This is a genomic window from Stenotrophomonas sp. STEN023, from assembly GCF_056760135.1.
On the sequence record NZ_JBRREF010000025.1, the window covers coordinates 1 to 19,251 of the forward strand.

Genomic DNA, 19,251 nt, shown 5'->3' on the forward strand with positions numbered 1-19,251 from the left:
GTGGTGGAGCCATCGGCCAGGGTGATGGTCTGCTCAACCAGCCAGACGATGTCGCTGGTCAGCTGCGCCATCTGCTCGGCGGTCAGGGCAATGCCCGGACGCAAGCCCCACTTGCTGGCGGCGGTGGCACCGGCTTCCAGCAGGGCCCGGTACTGGTCCTCGTCACTGGCGTAACCGTCGAGGAAGCGGCGACCGGTGAGCTCACCGATCTGCTCACGCACCAGCTTCTGTTCGTAGAAGCCATCGCCCAGGCGCTTCTGCATGTGGACCGGGTCAAAGCCCATCTGCGTCAGCAGATAGTCCGAGCTCAACCAGTTGCGGTAATCGGCGAAGCGCGGATCGGTTTCCACCAGGTGCTGACCGCGATTGGCGTCAACCTTGAACAGACTGGCGTTGGGTGCCGTGTTGTCCAACGTGCCGGCAATAATCAGCGCCGGGTCATCGCCATTGGCTTTTACAGCAGTTGCACCGGTCACCGCCGAGGCGCCGTCGCCAACGTTGGCACCACCCTGCCCGCCCTGCTGGGCGGCATCAGGCGCGTCAGATGCGACCTTTGCGGCGATCTTGCCGAGCACGTCCTGCAGACGGCCAGTGCCGACGCCGCCACTACCACCGCTGTCCGCCACCGTTTTCGGGCCGTTGCCGACCGCTACACCTGCACTCTGTCCGTTGCTTGCGCCCGGCCCCTGCACCTGGCCGGCACCCGGGCCGAGGTTGCCACCGGCAGGCCCACCAGTGTTCACGTTGCCGAACTGAAGGCCCTCCTGCACGTTTGGCGGGTTGCGACCGTCATTGAGGTTGCTCAGGTCGCCCACATCCACCGTCAAAGTGCCGCCAGCGGTGATCTGGCCACCCAGCTGACCAGTTTTCTCGGAGATATCCGGATTGGTCCAGTTGTGGCGGGCGCCACCGAAGGTAACCGACACATTCTTGAACGAATGCGTGCGGTACAACTCCAACGCGATGTTCTCCACGCTGGACTCGGCCTTGTTCAAACCAACAATGGCCAGGTTTCCACCGGCAGCTATGCGCGCGTACTTGTTGGTCAGCGCATCGGTGTCGATGCGCATATTGCCACCGGCATGGATGATGGCGTCGGGGCCGGCCGACTGCACTACATCCTCCACGATGCTGTGCGTAGCCAACCGGTAGCGCTCGTTGCCACTGGTGTTGCTCGTAGAGTACCGATTGGGGTAGATCAGTATGCTGTCCGGGTCTGTGTAGGCATGCCATGCCGTCAGCTGCACGCAGTTGGTGGTGCAGGTGCCATAGGCATTGCTGTAGGTCAGGTTGTCGCTGACATAGCTGAAGGCCGGCGAGCCCGGCCCAACCCCGCTGAGTTCGGCAAACGGATCATCCGCACCGCTGGTCACCTGATCCGGATTGCTCTGGTTGTCCTGGCGGCCGTTGTAATAAATGGTCATGGTGCCGTCTGCAAGATCGATGCGCGAACGCTCGCCCTTGGCACCGTTCAGCGCGCCACGACCGAAGAAGTACGCTGTGGTCTGTGCGTTTACCTTGACCACCGCCTTGCGCAGCACATAGCCGTCCGGGGTGATGTACGGCGTGTCTTCCAGAATGTCATCCGGGCTCAGGTAGTAGATTTCATGTGCCTGGTAATTGGACGAATTGCGGATGTTGTTGGTGTTGTTGCCCCCGTTGTTCCACCAACTCGGCTGATTCAACTGCGCGGTGCTGGAGCTCGATTCCTGGGTGACCACCACATTCTCACGAATGTTGTTCACAGCCAGCGCGGCGATATCCAGGTTGCCGGACACCTCGATGGTGGAGCCCAGATTGTCGATCTTCTGCGCAGCGCCGGTAGCAAGCCGGTTGGCATCCAGGGCGCCGCCGATGGCCGCATCACCGTCACTGAAGATCAGGCTTTGCCCACTATTGGTGAGTACCCCCTGCACGCCCAGATCCAGACGCTCGCGGGCGGCGATGGTGGCCGCAGCGGTGATGCCATTGAGCACTTCGGCGCGGTTGTTCAAACTACCGGCTTCGATGGCGACGTGGTCGCCGTAGATGCGCCCGCTGCCTACGTTCTCCAGCTGCCCAGCCTGCAGATGGTTCACCACGCCATCCAGCAGCCCACGGTTCACCAATGCACCGTCGGCAACCAGATGGGTAGTGCCCGCACTGCTGATCTCAGCGTTGAAGGCATTGTTGATGCTGCTGGCGTGCACTTCCACACCGCCACCCTGCAGCTTGCCCTGGTTATCGAGCGCGCCTTGGGTATTGAGGGTCAACTTGCCGTTGGCTGCCACTTCGTCGGTGTTGGTGAAGCCTTCCACCAGGTTCAAGGTGGCGTCGCCCTGCGACCACACCTTGCCGTCGCCGGACAGATGACGGGCTTCCAGCTGCAGATTGCCACCAGACACCAGCGTGCCGCCGGTGTTGAGGACGGCATCGGCGCCTACCACCAGGCTGCTCCCCGTGGATATCTGGCCACCGCTGTTGTTCAATTGCCCGTTTAGCTGCAGACGGGCATCGTTGTCGGCGATCAGTTGGCCTTGGCGGTTGTCCAGGCTCTGTGCAGTGAGCTGCAAATTCCCAGCCTGCAGCCCCAAGGTCGGGGTGCCGGCGGTATTGCGGTTGTCCACCGTTGCTGCAGTTACCTGCAAGCTGCCGCTGGATGCTATCAAGCCCGCATTGTTATCCAGCGCACCCTGTAGATTGATGGTCGCATCGGCACCAGCCTTTGCCTCGCCACCGCTGTTCGCAAGCTCCTGTGCCTGGACAAGCAGGTTGGCTGCGCTCACCAGCGAACCACCGCTGGTGTTGTCGACGGCACCAGCACGCACTTGCGCTTGACCCTGCGCGAACACGACACCGGCGCGATTGTCGAGATTGCCGCTGCTGATATCCAGCGTTCCCGCGCTGACGATGCCACCCGCGCTGCCAGAATTGAGATTGCTCAGTTGCTGCCCGGCGGTATCAATGCTCAGCGCCGCTGCTGATTGGATCAGACCCGCGCTGTTATCCAGTACGCCACTGCGTATGTCCAATGCTCCGGCCAGGCTGGCAAGCGCGCCGTCGCGATTATCGAGCACATGGCCGCGCGTATCGATGCTGACACTGTTGCCCAGCACGGTGCCGCCACTATTGAGCAGGCCATTGCTGGCCAGTTGCAGCGAGCTACCGCCTTGTAGCAGACCCGCGGTATTGTTGACTGCGTTATTGGTGGTCACGGTCAACGCATCGCCGGTCGCAATGCTGCCACCTGCGTTGTTCAGCGTTGCTGCGCCGATGCTGGCGTCGCCGCCACTGGAGACCGTGCCCTTGTCGCTGTTGTCGAGCAGGCCATCAACAGCGAGGATCAACTGCGAATCGCCTGCTGCATGCAGGGTTCCACCACGGTTGTCGACGCTACCGGCATCGATGCGGGTGTCGCCGGCGGCAAGGATACTGCCACCACGGTTATCCAGCGCCCCCGCTACATCCAGCCGATTGCCGGCGGAACCGGCGGCCTGCAGATTGCCCTGGTTGTTGATGAAGGCAGCTGCGCTCACATCAAAGTTGCCGTTGCTGCCGATGCTGCCACCGCTGTTTTCCAAACGGTTGGCAACCTGCAGCCGCAGCGCCTCGCTACCGGTTGCCGATAGCTTGCCACCGGCATTGTTCAAGTCCGTGGTGGTGATGGTGATGCGTTGTGCCGACGTGGTGCCATGGCCCAGGTCGGTGTGCTGGCCGGTGATGCTCAGCACCCCGTTGCCCAGCAACGTGCCGCCTTGACCATTCAAGGTAGTGGCATCGATGCTCAACGTGCCGGTGCCAGCATGCTGTACCGTACCGCCGGCATTGCCGAACGTGGCAGCCTTCAACGACAAATCACCGTTGCTGGCGATGGTGCCGCCATTGCGATTGTCCAACGCGCCTTGCACCGTGATGCTGTTGAGTTGCTGGCCCGTGCCGAGCACGGTACCGCCGCGGTTGTCGAAGCCAGCAGCATTTACGGTCAGCTGCTTGGCATTGAGCGTGGCGTCGCGGTGATCCACCTGGCCTGCAGTCAACTGCAACGCCCCTGCGCTGGTGATGGTGCCGCGCTGGCCGTCGAGCTTACCTGTCTGCAGGACCAAAGCACCTTCGCCAGCGTGGCTGATGGTACCGTCTTCATTGACCAGGCTACCCGATGTCAGCGTCAACGATTCCGCATTGCTGGCGATGGTGCCGTCACTATTGTCCAGCTCACCATCTACCTGCAGAAGGCTATTGCCGTTGCCAGCCGCACTGAGCGTTCCGCCTCGATTGGACAAGCGGCCAGCCTCAAGCGCCAAAGCGCCGTTTGCGGCAATCGTGCCGCGATCATTGTTGAGGAGATCCCGAACCTGCAGCTGCAGCACATCAACGCCGGTCGAGACCAGCACGCCGTCAGCCGTTGTCAGGCTGCCGGCGGTCACCTGCAGACGCTTGGCCTGGGTGGTTGCACCCTGCAGATCCAGCGTTTCACCTTGCAGCTTGAGATCGCCGTTGCCGATGATCTTGCCGCCCGCGCCGTGCAACGCGTTTACCGCAATATCCAGCGTGCCTTCGCCAGCGTGCTCGATCGTACCGGTCCGGTTATCGAGGACGTCTGCTGCCACGCCAAGGTCACCACCGGCTGCAACACGGCCGCCGTTGCTGTTATCCAGAAGACCGCCTACTGTGAGCTGCAGGCTTGCTTCATCTGCGGTCAACACCGTGCCGCCGGCGTTGTTGAGTTGACCAGCGATTACTCTCAGATCACCGTTACTGGACAGCGCACCGCCGCTGTTGTCGAGCAGCTGGTCGACCTTCAGCGTACTGGCGCCGTTGCCGGCGGCAACCAGCTTGCCTTGGCTGTTGATGAACTGACCGGCGCTCAACTCGACAGCACCATTGCTGCCAATGCTGCCGCCGCTGTTGTCCAGGCGGTTGCCCACCTGCAGATGCAGTGCATCGGCTCCGGTGGCAGCGAGCTGGCCCGCGGCATTGCTCAGGTCCGTGGTGGTGATGCTGATGCGCTGGGCCGAAGTGGTGCCCTTGCTCAGGTCGGTATGCTGGCCTCTGATATTCAGGGTGCCGTTGCCGAGCAAGGTGCCACCTTGGCCATTCAAGGTATTGGCATCGATGCTGAGTGTGCCGCTGCCGGCATGTTGCACGGTGCCGCCGGCATTCCCGAGGGTCGCCGCTTTTAATGACAGATCGCCATTGCTGGCGATGGTGCCAGCGTCGCCGTTGTCCAGCGCATCCTGCACGGTAATAGTGCTGGCATGCTGCCCGGTTGCGACCAAGGTGCCACCGCGGTTGTCGAAGCTGCGTGCATCTACCGTGAGCTGCGTGGCACTGAGCGTGGCGTCGCGGTGATCCACCTTCGCAGCGGTCAGCGTCAACCTACCTGCACTGGCAATCGTGCCGCGCTGACCATCAAGCTGGCCGGTTTGCAGAACCAAGGCATCTGCGCCGGCATGGCTGATGGTGCCGTCCTCGTTGACCAGGACGCCCGAACCCAGCGTCAATGTATCCGCGTTGCTGGCGATGGTGCCGCCGCTGTTATCCAGCGCTGCATCCACCTGCACGGAACTCTCGTCCGTACCCGCCGCGCTGAGCGTACCGCCGCGGTTGGATACCGTTCCAGCGGCGAGTGCCAGCGCACCGTTGGCAGCGATGGTTCCGCTATCGTTGTTCAGCACGTCGTGCACCTGCAGTCGCAGGACGTCCTTGCCGGTGGAGACCAAGCTACCGCCGGCCGTGTTCAGGCTACCGGCCTGCACCTGCAGGCGCTTGGCCTGCGTGGTTCCGCCCTGCAGATCGAGGATTTCGCCTTGCAGTTCAAGATCACCATTACCGATGATCTTGCCGCCAGCACCGTGCAGCGTGTTGACGGCGATATCCAGCAGGCCATCGCCCGCGTGCTCAATCGCACCGCCCTTGTTGTCTAGCACGTCGGCCTGCAGGGTCAGCTCGCCACCGGCGGCAATGCGCCCGCCGCCGCTGTTGTCCAGCTTGCCGTCCACCTGCAACAGCAGGTCTGTGTCCTCCGCGGCCAACAGCGTACCGTCGATGTTGCTCACCTGCCCTGCCTGCACATGCAGATTGCCGTTGCTGGAGATGGCGCCACCGTTGTTGTCCAGCTTGCCGCTGATCTGCAGGGTGGTTTCTGCATTGCCCACGGCAATCAGCTTGCCTTGCTGGTTCAACAGGCTGCCGGCAACCAGATTGATGGCGCCATTGCTGCCGATGCTGCCACCGCTGTTGTCCAGACGGTTGCCAACGTTCAAGCGCAGGGCTTCATTGCCGGTGGCCGAGAGCTGCCCATCGGCCGTACTCAGATTCTGGCTGGTGATACTGATGCGTTGCGCGGACGTGCTGCCCTTGCTCAGATCGGTGTCCCGACCCGAAATATTCAGCGTGCCATTACTCAACAAGGTGCCGCCCTGACCGTCCAGCCTGTCGGCATCGATATCGAGCGCGCCGGCGCCGGCGTTCTGCACGGTGCCACCGGCATTGCCGAGCGTGGCTGCCTTCAGGGACAGATCGCCATTGCTGGCAATGGTGCCAGCACTGCTGTTGTCCAGCGTGCCCTGCACGGTGATGCGGTTGCCCTGCTGGCCGGTCGCCACGACCGTGCCGCCACGGTTATTGAAGTTCGTCGCATCAACACTCAACTGCTGTGCCTGCAGCACTGCGTCGCGATGGTCTACATTCGTGGCGCTCAGGTTCAAAGCACCCGCGGTGGTGATGACACCGGCTTGGCCATCAACTGCGGCCGTGTGCAGGGTCAGGCCTTGGCTACCCGCATGACTGAGGCTGCCGTCGGGGTTGATCAGGTTACCGAATACCAGCGTCAGCGACTGCGCGTTGCTGTGGAAAGTGCCCGCGCTATTGTCCACCAAACCGCGCACCGTCCAGGTCGCCGCCTGCTTGGCGGCCTGCTCGATGCTGCCGCCTTGGTTGAACAGGGAAAGCGCGTTCAGGGCGAACGTATCCGATACGCTCCACGTGCCCTTTGCGTTGTCGATGGTGGTCACATCCACCGTCGCCTTGCCCTGTACCCGCAAGGTGCCGGCTACGTTGCGCAGGTCACCACCGTTGACCTGCAGGCTATCAACACCCAGCTTGCCGCCGCTGTTGTCCAGGCCGGAGCTTACCGCCAGCTGCAGCGAGCCAAGTGCGTTGATCTGTCCCGCGTCGTTGTCCAACGACTGGGCGATGTTCAGTGCACCCGAAGCAAGTGGCGTGTCGCCATTGCCATTGCCCGTACCGCTACCGGTGCCGCCCTCTGTGCCACCGTTACCGTTACCGGCGCCGTTCTCGCCACCGGTGTTTCCACCACCTGTACCGCTACCATTGCCATTGCCATTGCCGTTACCTGCGTCTGCAACTTCAACGCTGCCGATCTGCCCGTCAGCTCGGTTGCTGAGACCGCCCGCTGCAATCAGCAATGACTGCGATCCGGTCTGCTCGATGCTGCCGCCATGGTTGCGCAGCGACTGCGCGTTGGCCTCCACCCGACGGGCATTGATGATGCCGCCGCTGTTGTCCAGCTGTGCCGCAGTGCTGAGCTTGGCTTCATTGGCAGCGCTGATGGTGCCGCTGTTGGCGATGCCAGCTTGCGAGGAGATGCGTGCGTTGTCCTGCGCGTGCAGCGTGCCACGGTTCTCCAGCAGGCCCTCGGCCGTCACCACCAGCTCACCCGCCTGCGCACCGATCTTGCCAGCATTGCGCATGCCCACGCCGTGTTCGTTGCCGACCAGCCAGATCTTGTTGGCGTACATGCCGCCGAGTGCGCCCACGTCCAGTGCGAACATCGGTGCGCTGCCACTTGCTGCCTGTGCGCTGACCTGGCCGTGATCGGCGCTGACCACGTTGCTGCCGAGGCTGGCCTGCAACTGCTGGGCCCATATGCCGGCATTCACTTCCAGCGAACGACTGATGATGTCGGTGTAGTGGGCCTCACTGGCATCCAGGCCGGCACCGCTGATGCGTACCGCTCCGCCATCTACGCGGTAACCATCCAGCACACCGCCATTGACGATGGCCGTGCCGGTGGTCAGGGTGACCCGGCTGGCGTTGAGAAAGCCGCCGCCATCCACCGAAATACCGGCCGGGTTGGCGATGACCACCTGCGCGCGATCACCGGCGACTTCCACGTAGCCGTGCAGCTGGCTGGGGTTGGCGCTGTTGACCTCGTTGAGGATGACCCGCGCCGTGCCCTTGCCCAGCCACGGATTGCCCTGCACCCAGCCACCAAGCTTGGTCTGCACATTGCCGCGCGAGTTGTTGAGGATGGCGCCTTCGCTGCCTACGTCGAACTGGCTATAGGTGTTACGCGATACACCGCCCGCGCTGGGCGTGGTGATATTCACCTGCGGCGTGCCGTTGGCCGATGTCACCACCGTCGGGCGCTGCCGCTCCGGCGCGCTGGGATCGGCAATGATGCGGCCAGCCTGTGCGCCGGGCGCCTGTTGCGCGGTGACTGGCTGTGCCAGGCCAACCCAGCCCAACGCCAGCCACAAACCAAAGCTCACCGGATGCAATGCCGCCATCGACAGACCAGCGCTGCTGCTACGGCCGCCGCGCGCCGCCTTCACCAGTTCCGACGCTACCTGCCACACGCCGAGGGTACGGTTATAGACCAGACGGTAAATACGATTCATGGCATTGCTTCCTTTCTATCCTTGGATGTGTGACATGCCGCCCGTCCATGTGGATGCAGGCGGCAAGTTCCATATGCGTGCGGCCAGCGTGGCCGCCGGGTATCAGAACGAGGCGCTCAGGCTGAAGCCGAACGTCGTATAAGCGGTTGGGAAACCGGCGGGCTTGTGCAGCGGGCTGCCGACAAAGAAGTCCCATTGCGCATGCGCAACGCCACCTCGCAGGCCGATGGCCGCACCAGCCAGGTAATCGCCCATCTGCCAGCGCGCGGACGGACCACCGATACGCCCGTAATCAGCGCCCAGATAGGCCTCCTGCCCGCCACCGAGCGCAAAGCCCAGCTCGTTGCGCAGCAGCCAGCCGCGTTCGCCGCTCAACGACATCTCGCCGTCAAAGCCACGCACGGTGTAGCGGCCGCCGATGGAGAAGCGGTCCTGTGGCACCAGCAGTGACCGATTCCACTGCGCGCGCCAGCTGCTGGTGTAACGCACCGGCTGCTTGCCCAGCTTGAACGGCACCATCAACTGCGCATCAGCGGTTATCACCCGGCCACGCGCGGTGCCTTCGCCGAAGGCTTCTTCCGGTGCAGGCAGCGCATCGAATGCTGCAGTTCCGCGCCGATAGGCAACACCGGCATCCAGCGTGCTGTTGCCAAAGAAGTGCTTGTGCGCAAGCCCCAGCTCCCAACCGGCCATGCGTCTGCGCTGCACCTCGATCTCGGTGTCATCGATGAAGTTGTTCGAGTCACGGTACCAGGCCCGCACATAGCCGCTGGTCTTGAAGCTGGCATTGCGGAACAGCATGCGTGTCAGCCGCGCTTCCGCATTGCGGCTGGCGCCGCTGTACACATAGGTTTCGTAGGCGCCGGCAACCGATTGGCTGTAGTCGTACTTGCTCGCATTGACGCCTAACAGCCACTTGCCAACCGGCACGCTGTAGTGCGCGGCCCAACTGTCGGTGTCGCGGCCACTGCCGTTGAACACCGACTTGCCGAGGTTCAAATAGAACAGGTCATTCAAGCCCGCGAGATTGTCCAGTGACACGGTAGCGCCGGCCTGCAGTTTGCCGGTGGACTGGCTGCCGGAATCGTCGAGGGTCAGGTTTGTCCGCAGTTTGGAGCGTTGCTTCCAGCTGATCAGCAGATCGCTTTCGCCAGGCTTGGCCTCTGCGCCTTCGGCAGGCGGGGCAATCTGGATATCCACCCTCGCCGTTGGTACACGCTGGAAGTTCTCCAGCGCTTGCTCGATGTCACGCAGGTTCAATAGATCACCAGGGCCGGCCGGCATGGCATTCCACAGCGCTGGGTGCGACTGTGCACTGTCGGCGAAACGGATGGCGTGGATACGACCCGGCACCACCGTCAATACCAACTTGCCGCTTTTCAGATCCTGCGGCGCGGCGAGGATACGGGTAGTGACATAGCCACGGGCGATGATCGCGTTCTGCACGCGCTTCATCACGATGTCGACGCCAGCCGTGCCAAGACAATGGCCAATGGCAGGATCGTCCTTGGGATCGGCAGCCTTCAAGGCCCAGCGGAAATGCTGCGCATCGTCGCCTTCCAGGGAGATATGATTGATGACGAAGCACGGCGCTTCGTCTGCGGGCAAGCGTCCTACCATCGCTTCCGATGTTGATTGCAAGCGCACATCCGGCTGCGCTTCCTGCTGCTCGCGCAGCACGCGCTCGCGTTCCTGCTGCCGCAGCAGCTCCTGAGCGTTTGCATCAGCTGTCTGCGCCTGCACAGCGCTGCTTCCAAGCAAGGCCGCGCATGCACCCGCCAAAACCCGCTGGCGCGTCATCCACGCGCCACGCACCCGCAATCCTTTGCACCCCATAGCAACCACTGTCCTTGAGTAACCGCAGTATCCTGCTGCACGAAATGGCCGGGGCTTGCGCGCCATTCCGGGAAACATCGGCCCTGTAGTCGAGAGCGGCAACATCCCGTTCTCCCCCGACTGCATCTGCCCCCAATGAGCAAAACTTCGGTGCCTAGTTTAGCAAAACATCAACTTTTGCTGTCTCACAAGAAACTTGATGTACTTTTCAGGCCAGTTCCAATTGACATTTAGTCATAACCAAGCTATCGAACTTCGCCCACACAGGCACAGAGAAGGCCATGCAAATGCATTGCGTTTAGAACAACGCCCGCCTCCAGCAATGATTGAGACGGCTGTGCACATTTCCGGTGACCCGAGTCTGTGATCCAGAGCGCTTGAGTGGCTTGACGCCAGTGTGTTGCTAGAACCTCCAATGGTTTGGACTTCAGCTCAAACGGGTAAATCAGTCAAAACGAGGCCGGTTGAAACCTCCCCCCTGATTGAGAACTGCGCCAAATCATGGCCGCCGCTATCCTCATCCCCCCTTCGGCGCGCCAGTCGAGCCTCGTACCATCAAGCTGAAATCCAGCGTCTGCTGAAGCGGCACATCGGCACGCTCGATGATGGCCAGCAGCAGGTTGACCGCGCGGACGCCGATCTCCCGCATGGGCTGTCTGATGGTCGTCAACGGCGGCGTGAGAAAACTGGAGGACGCGAGGTCGTCAAAGCCAACAATGGACAGCTCATCCGGCACACGGATGCCCCTATCCCGGCAGGCTGCCAGCGCGCCCAATGCCATCTGATCGCTGAAGCAGAAGATCGCCGTCGGCACAGCCGGCGCCTGCGGGTGGGCCAATAGCGCCAGCGCGGCGGCATGGCCAGATTCCAAGGAGAAGTCGCCCGGCACGATGCGCAGGTGACGCAGCCGACCGCGCGTCCTGGCCGCGGCGCGAACCCCTTCCATCCGTTGCTGGTGCAGGGGATTGTCCGACGGCCCGCCCACCACGGCGATCCGCTCATGCCCCAGTCCATACAGATGCTCCATCACAGCACGGGCGGCAGCCGCGTTGTCGATGTGGACACTGGGGATGCCCAAGGTCGGGTCGAACTCGCATCCATTGACCACCGGCGCGGCGTCACCCTGCTGCTGGACGATTTCGCGCGCCGTTGGCGGAAGGCGATGCCCCAGCACGATCAGACCATCGGCCTCATTGCGACGGAGCATCTGCGCGTAGCGTTCCTCACGGTCGGGTTGATGTTGGGTATCGCCTAGCAGTACGGCATAGCCGACCGCCTGCGCTGCTTCCTCCGCGCCCTGCAGTATCTGTGCAAAAAACGGATTGGCGATATCAGGGACGGTGACCAGTATCTTGCCACTGCGCTGGGTCTTGAGTGTCCTGGCGACCGTGTTGGGGACATAGCCCAGCTTGGCGGCCGCCTGCTCGATGCGCTTGCGCGTGGCCGGCAGGACTTTGTCGGGCCGGGTGAGCGCGCGTGACACCGTGCCGGCAGAAACGCCGACGTGCTTTGCAATGTCGTAGATGGTTGCCATGGCTTACGTATTTCCTTTCGTGGCGCGATGCACAACGCGTCTGCGGGAGACCCGTGCTAGGGTGATGCAATCGATTGCATCAAGGCGAATTCCGTTGAAAACGCTTAGAGGTCCTGCCCTGTTCCTGGCACAGTTCATCGGTAACAGTTCTCCGTTCGATCGGCTGGACACGCTGGCCGCCTGGGCTGCGGGCCTGGGCTATTCTGGCGTACAAGTACCCACAAACGCTCCCCAACTGTTTGATCTGTCGCAGGCAGCGCAGAGCCAGGCCTACTGCGATGATGTCGCCAGCACGCTGGCCGCGCACGGCCTGCAGATCACCGAGCTGTCCACCCACCTGCAAGGGCAACTGGTCGCCGTCCATCCTGCCTACGACACCCTGTTCGACGGATTCGCACCGCCGGACAAGCGCGGCGATCCTGCAGCCCGCCAGGCGTGGGCAGTGCAGCAACTGCTGCTGGCCGCCAAGGCCAGCCAGCGCCTGGGGCTGACCGCGCATGCCACGTTCTCCGGCGCGCTGGCCTGGCCTTACTTCTATCCCTGGCCGCAACGCCCACCAGGCCTGGTGGAAGCAGCCTTCGCCGAACTCGGCAGCCGCTGGCGGCCCATCCTGGATGCCTTCGATGCCTGCGGCGTGGACCTGTGCTTTGAGATCCACCCCGGCGAAGACCTGCACGACGGTGCAACCTTCGAGCGCTTCCTCGATGTGGTGGACCACCACCCTCGCGCCAAGATCCTGTACGACCCCAGCCACCTGCTGCTGCAGCAGATCGACTACCTGGGTTTCATTGACCGGTATCACGAGCGTATCGGCATCTTTCACGTCAAGGACGCCGAGTTTCGCGCCAGTGCGCGCAGTGGCGTCTATGGCGGATACCAGGATTGGATCGATCGTCCCGGGCGGTTCCGTTCGCTCGGCGACGGCCAGATCGATTTCAAGGCGATCTTTTCCAAATTCGCGCAATACGACTTTCCGGGTTGGGCAGTCCTGGAGTGGGAGTGCTGTTTGAAGCACCCGGAAGACGGCGCGCGCGAGGGCGCCGCCTTCATCGCCAACCACATCGTCCGTGTGACCGAGCGCGCCTTCGACGACTTTGCCGACAGCGCTACCGAATCTGAATCAATGCGCCACATGTTGGGACTCTGAGCCACTACTGCCCTGGGAGGGCAAGCCATGACGCACACCATGTCGCGCTTGGGCGCGATGATGTTTCTGCAGTTCTTCATCTGGGGAGCGTGGTTCGTGACCCTGGGAACCTATCTTGTGCATGGCCCGCTGCTGGCCAGCCCAAGCCAGGTGGCGACGGCCTTCCTCAGCCAATCCATAGGCGCCATCGTCGCCCCCTTCCTGGTCGGCCTGATCGCGGATCGCTACTTCGCGGCGCAGCGCATCCTCGCGGTATTGCATCTGGCCGGCGCGTTATTCATGTGGCTGGCGTCCACAGCAAGCAACTTCAGCATGTTCTCCGCCTGCATCATGGGCTACATGTTGCTGTTCATGCCGACCCTGGCACTGGCCAACAGCGTGGCGATGCGGCACATGCACTCAGCCGAGAAGCAATTCCCACTGGTCCGGGTGGCCGGCACCGTCGGCTGGATCGTAGCGGGCGTGCTGATCGGCTGGCTGGGCTGGGAGCAGTCGCACCATCTCGAGCTGACGTTCCGGATGGCAGCGATGGCGTCGCTGGCGCTGGGCCTGTATGCATTCACCCTGCCACATACGCCGCCGTTGGCGCGACAGCGTGAGGTCGGGCTGGGGCAGATCCTGGGCCTGGATTCGCTGCGGCTTCTGAAGTCGCGCTCGTACCTGGTGTTCTTCCTTGCATCCATCGCCATCTGCATACCGCTGGCGTTCTACTACAACTTCACCAATCAGTACCTCAACGATCTGGGCGTGCACGGTGCGGCCGGCCTGCAATCCCTGGGCCAGGTCTCCGAAGTGCTGCTGATGCTGGCCATGCCTTTGTTGTTCCTGCGACTGGGCGTCAAGACGATGCTGGCGTTGGGCATGGCGGCGTGGGTGGTGCGCTACCTCATGTTCGCCTTTGGCGATGCGGGTGGCGGCTTCTCCCTGCTGGTGATCGGCATCGTGCTGCATGGCATCTGCTACGACTTCTTCTTCGTCACCGGCCAGATCTACACCGATGCGCATGCCGGCCCCGCCGCGCGCAGCAGCGCACAGGGGTTCATTACCTTGGCCACGTACGGCGTGGGCATGCTGATCGGCACGTTTCTGTCCGGTGCGGTGGTGGAGCACTTCACCACTGCGGCAGGACCGGACTGGCAGCGGATCTGGTTTTTCCCCGCAGGCGTCGCGCTGATCGTACTGATCGCCTTCCTGTTGTTGTTCCGCGACCGGCCGCTAGTCGTGGCCGCACCTTCCACTCCCTGAGGACCGCAACCGATGCAAAAGCTTGGAATCGCCATCGTCGGCGCCGGCATGATTGGTGCCGTGCACCGCCGCGCTGCACTGCTGGCCGGCGCCGAAGTGCGCGGCGTGGCGGCCTCTTCTTCGCAGCGCGCACGCGAAATGGCGCAGTCGTGGAATGTCCCCCGCGCCTATCGGAACATCGAGGAGGTGGTCGCCGATCCACAGGTACAGGTCGTGCACATCTGCACGCCCAACCATCTGCACCGCCCGATGGCGCAGGCTGCGCTGGAGGCCGGCAAGCACGTGATCTGCGAGAAGCCACTGGCCACGACCCTGGAGTACGCGCAGGCGCTGGCAACATTGGCCGCCTCGACCGGACTGGTCGCCACGGTCCCGTTCGTCTACCGCTACCACCCGGTAATCCGCGAGGCGCGCGCGCGCATCGCACAAGGAGAGCTGGGGCCGCTGCACCTGATCCACGGCAGCTACCTGCAGGATTGGCTGCTGGACCCTGCCAGCAACAACTGGCGCGTGGACCCGGTGCTGGGCGGCGCGTCGCGCGTGTTCGCCGACATCGGTTCGCACTGGTGCGATCTGGTGGAATGGACCAGCGGCGAGCGCTTCGCCGAGGTCAGCGCCACCTTCAACACCGTTATCCCCGAACGCGGCGCCCTCACCGGCAAGAGCTTCGCCACACCTGCGGCCCATGGCGCAATGCAGACGGTAGCGAGCGAGGACGTGGCTGCGGCAATGTTCAGGACCAGCGCCGGGACGCTGGCATCGTTGACGGTGAGCCAGATATCGGCAGGGCGCCGCAACCGCCTCTGGTTCGAGATCGATGGCGCCAAGGCCAGCGTGGCATTCAACCAAGAGGACGCCGAGCGGCTGTGGATCGGCCTGCCCGACCAGCGCGAAGAGTTTTTCGTACGTGGGCCCGGCGCCGGCAGTGCCGAACAACGCAGGCTGTCGGTTTTGCCGGCCGGGCACGCACAGGGCTACGACCATTGCTTCGAGGCGTTTGTCGCCGACACCTATCGCGCCATCGAGGGGGAGCAGCCGCACGGCCTGCCCACCTTCGAAGACGGATTGCGCTCAGCGCGCATCGTTGATCACGTTGTCACATCGGCCAGGACACGCGCCTGGACCACCATCGGTTGAATTCCACGAGGATCTCTTGATGAACATCTGTGCTCGCAAAACTGTAACTCTCGCCCTCCTGTTGCTCGCTGCCCTGCCCGCCTTCGCGCGCGAAGCCGTCAGCCCGCAGAAGCCCATCGCGGTACAGATGTACACACTGCGCAATGCCGGCTCGTTCGAGCAGCAGTTGAAGATCGTCCACGACGCGGGCGTGCACGCGGTGGAAATAGCTGGCACACAAAACGTCAGCGCTTCGGAACTCAAGCAGCTGCTGGACAAGTATTCGATCGAGGCGATTTCATTTCATGTACTGCTGACCGATCTGCGCAAGGACCTGGACGGTGTGGTGGCCTACAACCGGTCGATCGGCAACACGATGCTGGTGGTGCCTTATCTGTTCGAGGACAGTCGCCCAAGCGATGCCGCAGGCTGGACCGCACTGGGCCAGGAACTGGGCCGGCTCGCGAAGCAGGTGCGCGACAAGGGCATGCGCCTGGCCTACCACAACCACAACTTCGAGCTGGTCGATTTCAATGGCACAACCGGCCTGGAACTGCTGTTCGCAGCTGCCGGACCTGACCTGCAGACCGAACTGGACCTGGCCTGGGTCGCGCGTGCTGGCCTGGACCCGGCAGTGATGCTGGGCAAGTTCCGGGGCCATTTGTTTGCCGTGCATGCCAAGGACAATGCGCCGAAAGGCCAGGCAGAAGACGAAGGCGGCTTCGCTGCGGTCGGCCAGGGCGTGCTGGACTGGCCCTCGATCCTGCCTGCCGCAGCTGAGGCCGGCGTGCAGTGGTACATCATCGAGCACGACCAGCCACGTGACCCGGCCAAGGTCATTCAGACCGGTGCGGACTACCTGCGTGAATACCTGCCCGCCACTCAGCCAGCCAGTAAACAGCACTAACGCGCGAAGCAGCCCAGCTTCAGAACTATCCGCTGGGTGGCCGTGTTTCTCTGCCGGAGGACGCTTGTGACTCCGGCGTGGCGCAAGAGGACGACCCTGCAGCCGGTGCACAGCTCTACACAATGAACTGCATCGCACGCAGTGACACCACTATCGCCGCTGCGTGCGGGAGCCTACCTTCACGCTCGATGGAGCCTGCGCACCGACCCATGTAATGGCGCTTTGAACAGAACAATCACTGAAACAAAGAAGGCCCGCTGAAAAGCGGGCCTTCTCTTGGATCTATTTCACTACCAACAAGCGTGTATGTCTTAGAACGGAATATCGTCGTCAGCGAAGTCGTCCATCGGCGGAGCCGACTGCTGCTGCGGCGGAGCCTGGCGCTGCTGCTGACGCTGACCGCCGCCGTAGCCGCCACCGCCGCCCTGGTCCTGGTTACCGTAACCGCCCTGGCCGCCACCCTGCTGCTGGCGCGGGGCCGACTGGCGCTGCGGACGATCGCCGCCCATGCCACCGCCGCCGCCTTCACCACGGCCGCCGAGCATCTGCATTTCGTTGGCGACGATGTCGGTGGTGTACTTTTCCACACCGTCCTGGCCGGTGTACTTGTCGTAGCGCAGTTCGCCTTCGACGTAGACCGAGCTGCCCTTGCGCAGGTATTCACCGGCAATCTCGCCGAGCTTGCCGAAGAACACCACGCGGTGCCATTCAGTACGCTCCTGCTGGTTGCCATCACGGTCCTTGCGCACGCTGGTGGTCGCCAGGCTGATGCGGGTGATCGCCATGCCGGCCTGGGTGTACTTGGTGTCCGGGTCGTTGCCGAGATTGCCGACGAGGATGACTTTATTGATGCCGCGGGCCATAGGTTCCTACTCTTCCGTTGGGGTCCACCCGCCGGATGCGGGCAATAGCCGACGTATTATATCTGTCCGGCGACAGATAGCAGCCAATCCTTGCAGCCCTTGTGGCGTAAGGCTTGCGCTGGCCCAGCCGGGGTTGCCAGCGGCCCGGACGAGGTCCGGAGGGTTCGCCCGCCAGCGCCGGAATCGCCCGGCTGGCGGGGCATACTGGCCCCAGCCTGCCCCGTTTCGACGACCGCATGGCATGATGCCAGACGTCGTTCATATTGCTGGTCAAGATGGTCATCAAGGGCAAAGCCACCTCTTTGGATATCGCGCACATGGCCGGCGTCTCGCAGCCAACGGTGTCGCGAGCGCTGCGTGGCAGCCCGATGGTCAATGCCGAAACCCGCCAGCGCATCCTCGATATCGCCCGCCAGCTGAACTACAAGGTCGACAAGAACGCCTCCAGCCTGCGCTGCCAGCAGTCCGGCACGCTGGCACTGCTGTTCTTCGAAGACCCGACCAACGATGACTCGTTGATCAACCCGTTCTTCCACTCGATGCTGGGCTCGATCACCCGCGCCTGTGCGCTGAAGGGGTTGGACCTGCTGGTCTCGTTCCAGCAGCTGTCCAGCGACTGGCATGCCGACTTCGAGGACAGCAACAAGGCCGACGGCATCATCCTGCTCGGCTATGGCGACTACCACGAATCGGTGGAGCGGCTGCAGCGGCTGGTGGAGCAAGGCACCCATTTCGTACGCTGGGGTGCGGCCCTGCCGGGGCAGCCTGGCGTATCGATCGGCAGCGACAACTTCCAGGGCGGCTTTGATATCAGCGCGCACCTGCTTGAGCAGGGCCGCCAGCGCATCGCCTTCCTCGGCCACGCGTCCAGCCACTATCCCGAATTCGAAGAGCGCTACCGCGGCCATGTCGAAGCCTTGGCCGCACGCGGTTTGAAGGCAGATCCCTCGCTGCAGCACGACGCCATCACCACCGAAGACTCCGGCCACGCCGCCTGCATCGCCCTGCTCGACAGTGGCAAGGACTTCGATGCGATCTGCGCGGCCAGTGACCTGATCGCAATTGGAGCATTGCGCGCCCTGCGCGAGCGCGGCCTGCGCGTGCCGCAGGACATCGCGGTTACCGGCTTTGACGATATTCCGCTGGCGGCATCGGTATCGCCGCCACTGACCACGGTGCAGCAGGACACCAAGCAGGCCGGTCAGCTGCTGGTCGACAAGCTGCTGAGTCTGATTGCCGGTGAACCGGTGGAAGGCCTCACCATTCCGGTGAAGCTGGTGGTGCGGGAATCATCGATTGGCGTGTGATTCGCGCAGCCAGTGCCGCTGCATGCCTTGGCTCAGCTGAAATCCTTGAGGATTTCGCCCACGCCGGATGGCGAAATTTCAAATCCCAATGGCGTGCCAGGGTTGATCACCACGCCGTAGCCGCCTGGCACGCGACGCAGCACGTCCAGCATCAGCATGCGGATGTTGTGCGGTGCCTGCTGCTGGTGGAAGCCAACCCGCGCCATATCGGTGAACACCGCCACATGCAGCACGCCCTGCTTGTCGAACAGCAGCGGGTCGAAGCCACTGCCATCGGCCGTGACCAGGCTGCCGGTGAGCAGCACCACCTCGGAGGCGACGAAGGCCTGCATGAAGGCGCGGATCGGCAGCTTGCCGTCCATTGCGGTCTGCAACAGGGTTTCGATGGGGGTTTGCGGGGGAAGCTGGTTCATGCGGTGCCGCCGGGAATGCCTGGGGGCGGATTGTAGCGGGTGGGGCTTTGGGAGTCGCAGAGGCTGGAGGTGAGACAGTAGCGAAAGCTACCCCTCCCCGGCCCTCCCCTTGCCTTCGGCAAAGGGAGGGAGACAAGCGAAGCCTCCAGCTGCACGTGAACGGCCCCCTCCCTTTTGCGCAGCAAAGGGGAGGGTTGGGGAGGGGTGCTCTTTGCGCGGGGTTGGATTAGCGAGCTAAAGCTGCCCTCACCCCAACCCCTCT

10 protein-coding genes are annotated in these 19,251 nt (G+C 63.1%); 5 read left to right on the forward strand and 5 right to left on the reverse strand.

Annotation, left to right across the window (positions count from 1 at the left end; translation table 11 throughout):
- From ACVOLV_RS09385 to ACVOLV_RS09395, 3 genes are all read right to left on the reverse strand, one after another.
- The coding region (locus ACVOLV_RS09385; protein WP_481554145.1) for a two-partner secretion domain-containing protein at nt 1-8,621 on the reverse strand (8,621 nt) is incomplete at its 3' end.
- A 102-nt stretch (nt 8,622-8,723) separates the two neighbouring features.
- The gene (locus tag ACVOLV_RS09390) at nt 8,724-10,421 is read right to left on the reverse strand and encodes a ShlB/FhaC/HecB family hemolysin secretion/activation protein (RefSeq protein ID WP_481554185.1); all 1,698 of its coding nucleotides are present in this window, start codon (nt 10,419-10,421) and stop codon (nt 8,724-8,726) included.
- Nucleotides 10,422-10,974: 553 nt separating this feature from the next.
- Complete coding sequence (locus ACVOLV_RS09395; RefSeq protein ID WP_481554146.1) at nt 10,975-11,991, reverse strand: LacI family DNA-binding transcriptional regulator; 1,017 nt, start codon at nt 11,989-11,991, stop codon at nt 10,975-10,977.
- Between the two features lie 94 nt (nt 11,992-12,085).
- Here ACVOLV_RS09395 and ACVOLV_RS09400 point away from each other — a divergent pair, with 94 nt between their 5' ends.
- The 4 genes from ACVOLV_RS09400 to ACVOLV_RS09415 are packed head-to-tail and all read left to right on the forward strand — an operon-like array spanning nt 12,086 to nt 16,406.
- Complete coding sequence (locus ACVOLV_RS09400; RefSeq protein WP_481554147.1) at nt 12,086-13,138, forward strand: sugar phosphate isomerase/epimerase family protein; 1,053 nt, start codon at nt 12,086-12,088, stop codon at nt 13,136-13,138.
- A gap of 27 nt (nt 13,139-13,165) precedes the next feature.
- Nucleotides 13,166-14,383 carry a nucleoside permease gene (locus ACVOLV_RS09405; protein WP_481554148.1) on the forward strand — a complete coding sequence of 406 codons (1,218 nt, stop codon included), beginning with the start codon at nt 13,166-13,168 and terminating at the stop codon, nt 14,381-14,383.
- 12 nt (nt 14,384-14,395) lie between these two features.
- Nucleotides 14,396-15,520, forward strand: coding sequence for a Gfo/Idh/MocA family protein (locus ACVOLV_RS09410; RefSeq protein ID WP_481554149.1), 1,125 nt, complete (start codon nt 14,396-14,398; stop codon nt 15,518-15,520).
- Between the two features lie 19 nt (nt 15,521-15,539).
- Nucleotides 15,540-16,406, forward strand: coding sequence for a sugar phosphate isomerase/epimerase family protein (locus tag ACVOLV_RS09415; protein ID WP_481554150.1), 867 nt, complete (start codon nt 15,540-15,542; stop codon nt 16,404-16,406).
- 311 nt (nt 16,407-16,717) lie between these two features.
- On the opposite strand, the gene ACVOLV_RS09420 is transcribed toward ACVOLV_RS09415, so the two are convergent.
- Nucleotides 16,718-17,269 (reverse strand): single-stranded DNA-binding protein, encoded by a 552-nt coding sequence (locus tag ACVOLV_RS09420; RefSeq protein ID WP_481554151.1) that lies wholly within the window; start codon nt 17,267-17,269, stop codon nt 16,718-16,720.
- A 275-nt stretch (nt 17,270-17,544) separates the two neighbouring features.
- Between ACVOLV_RS09420 and ACVOLV_RS09425 the strand changes: the two genes are divergently transcribed.
- Entirely contained in the window at nt 17,545-18,576 is a 1,032-nt protein-coding gene (locus tag ACVOLV_RS09425) for a LacI family DNA-binding transcriptional regulator (protein WP_481554152.1), read from the forward strand.
- A gap of 32 nt (nt 18,577-18,608) precedes the next feature.
- On the opposite strand, the gene ACVOLV_RS09430 is transcribed toward ACVOLV_RS09425, so the two are convergent.
- The gene (locus tag ACVOLV_RS09430) at nt 18,609-18,989 is read right to left on the reverse strand and encodes an SseB family protein (RefSeq protein WP_481516101.1); all 381 of its coding nucleotides are present in this window, start codon (nt 18,987-18,989) and stop codon (nt 18,609-18,611) included.
- Nucleotides 18,990-19,251 lie beyond the last annotated feature (262 nt).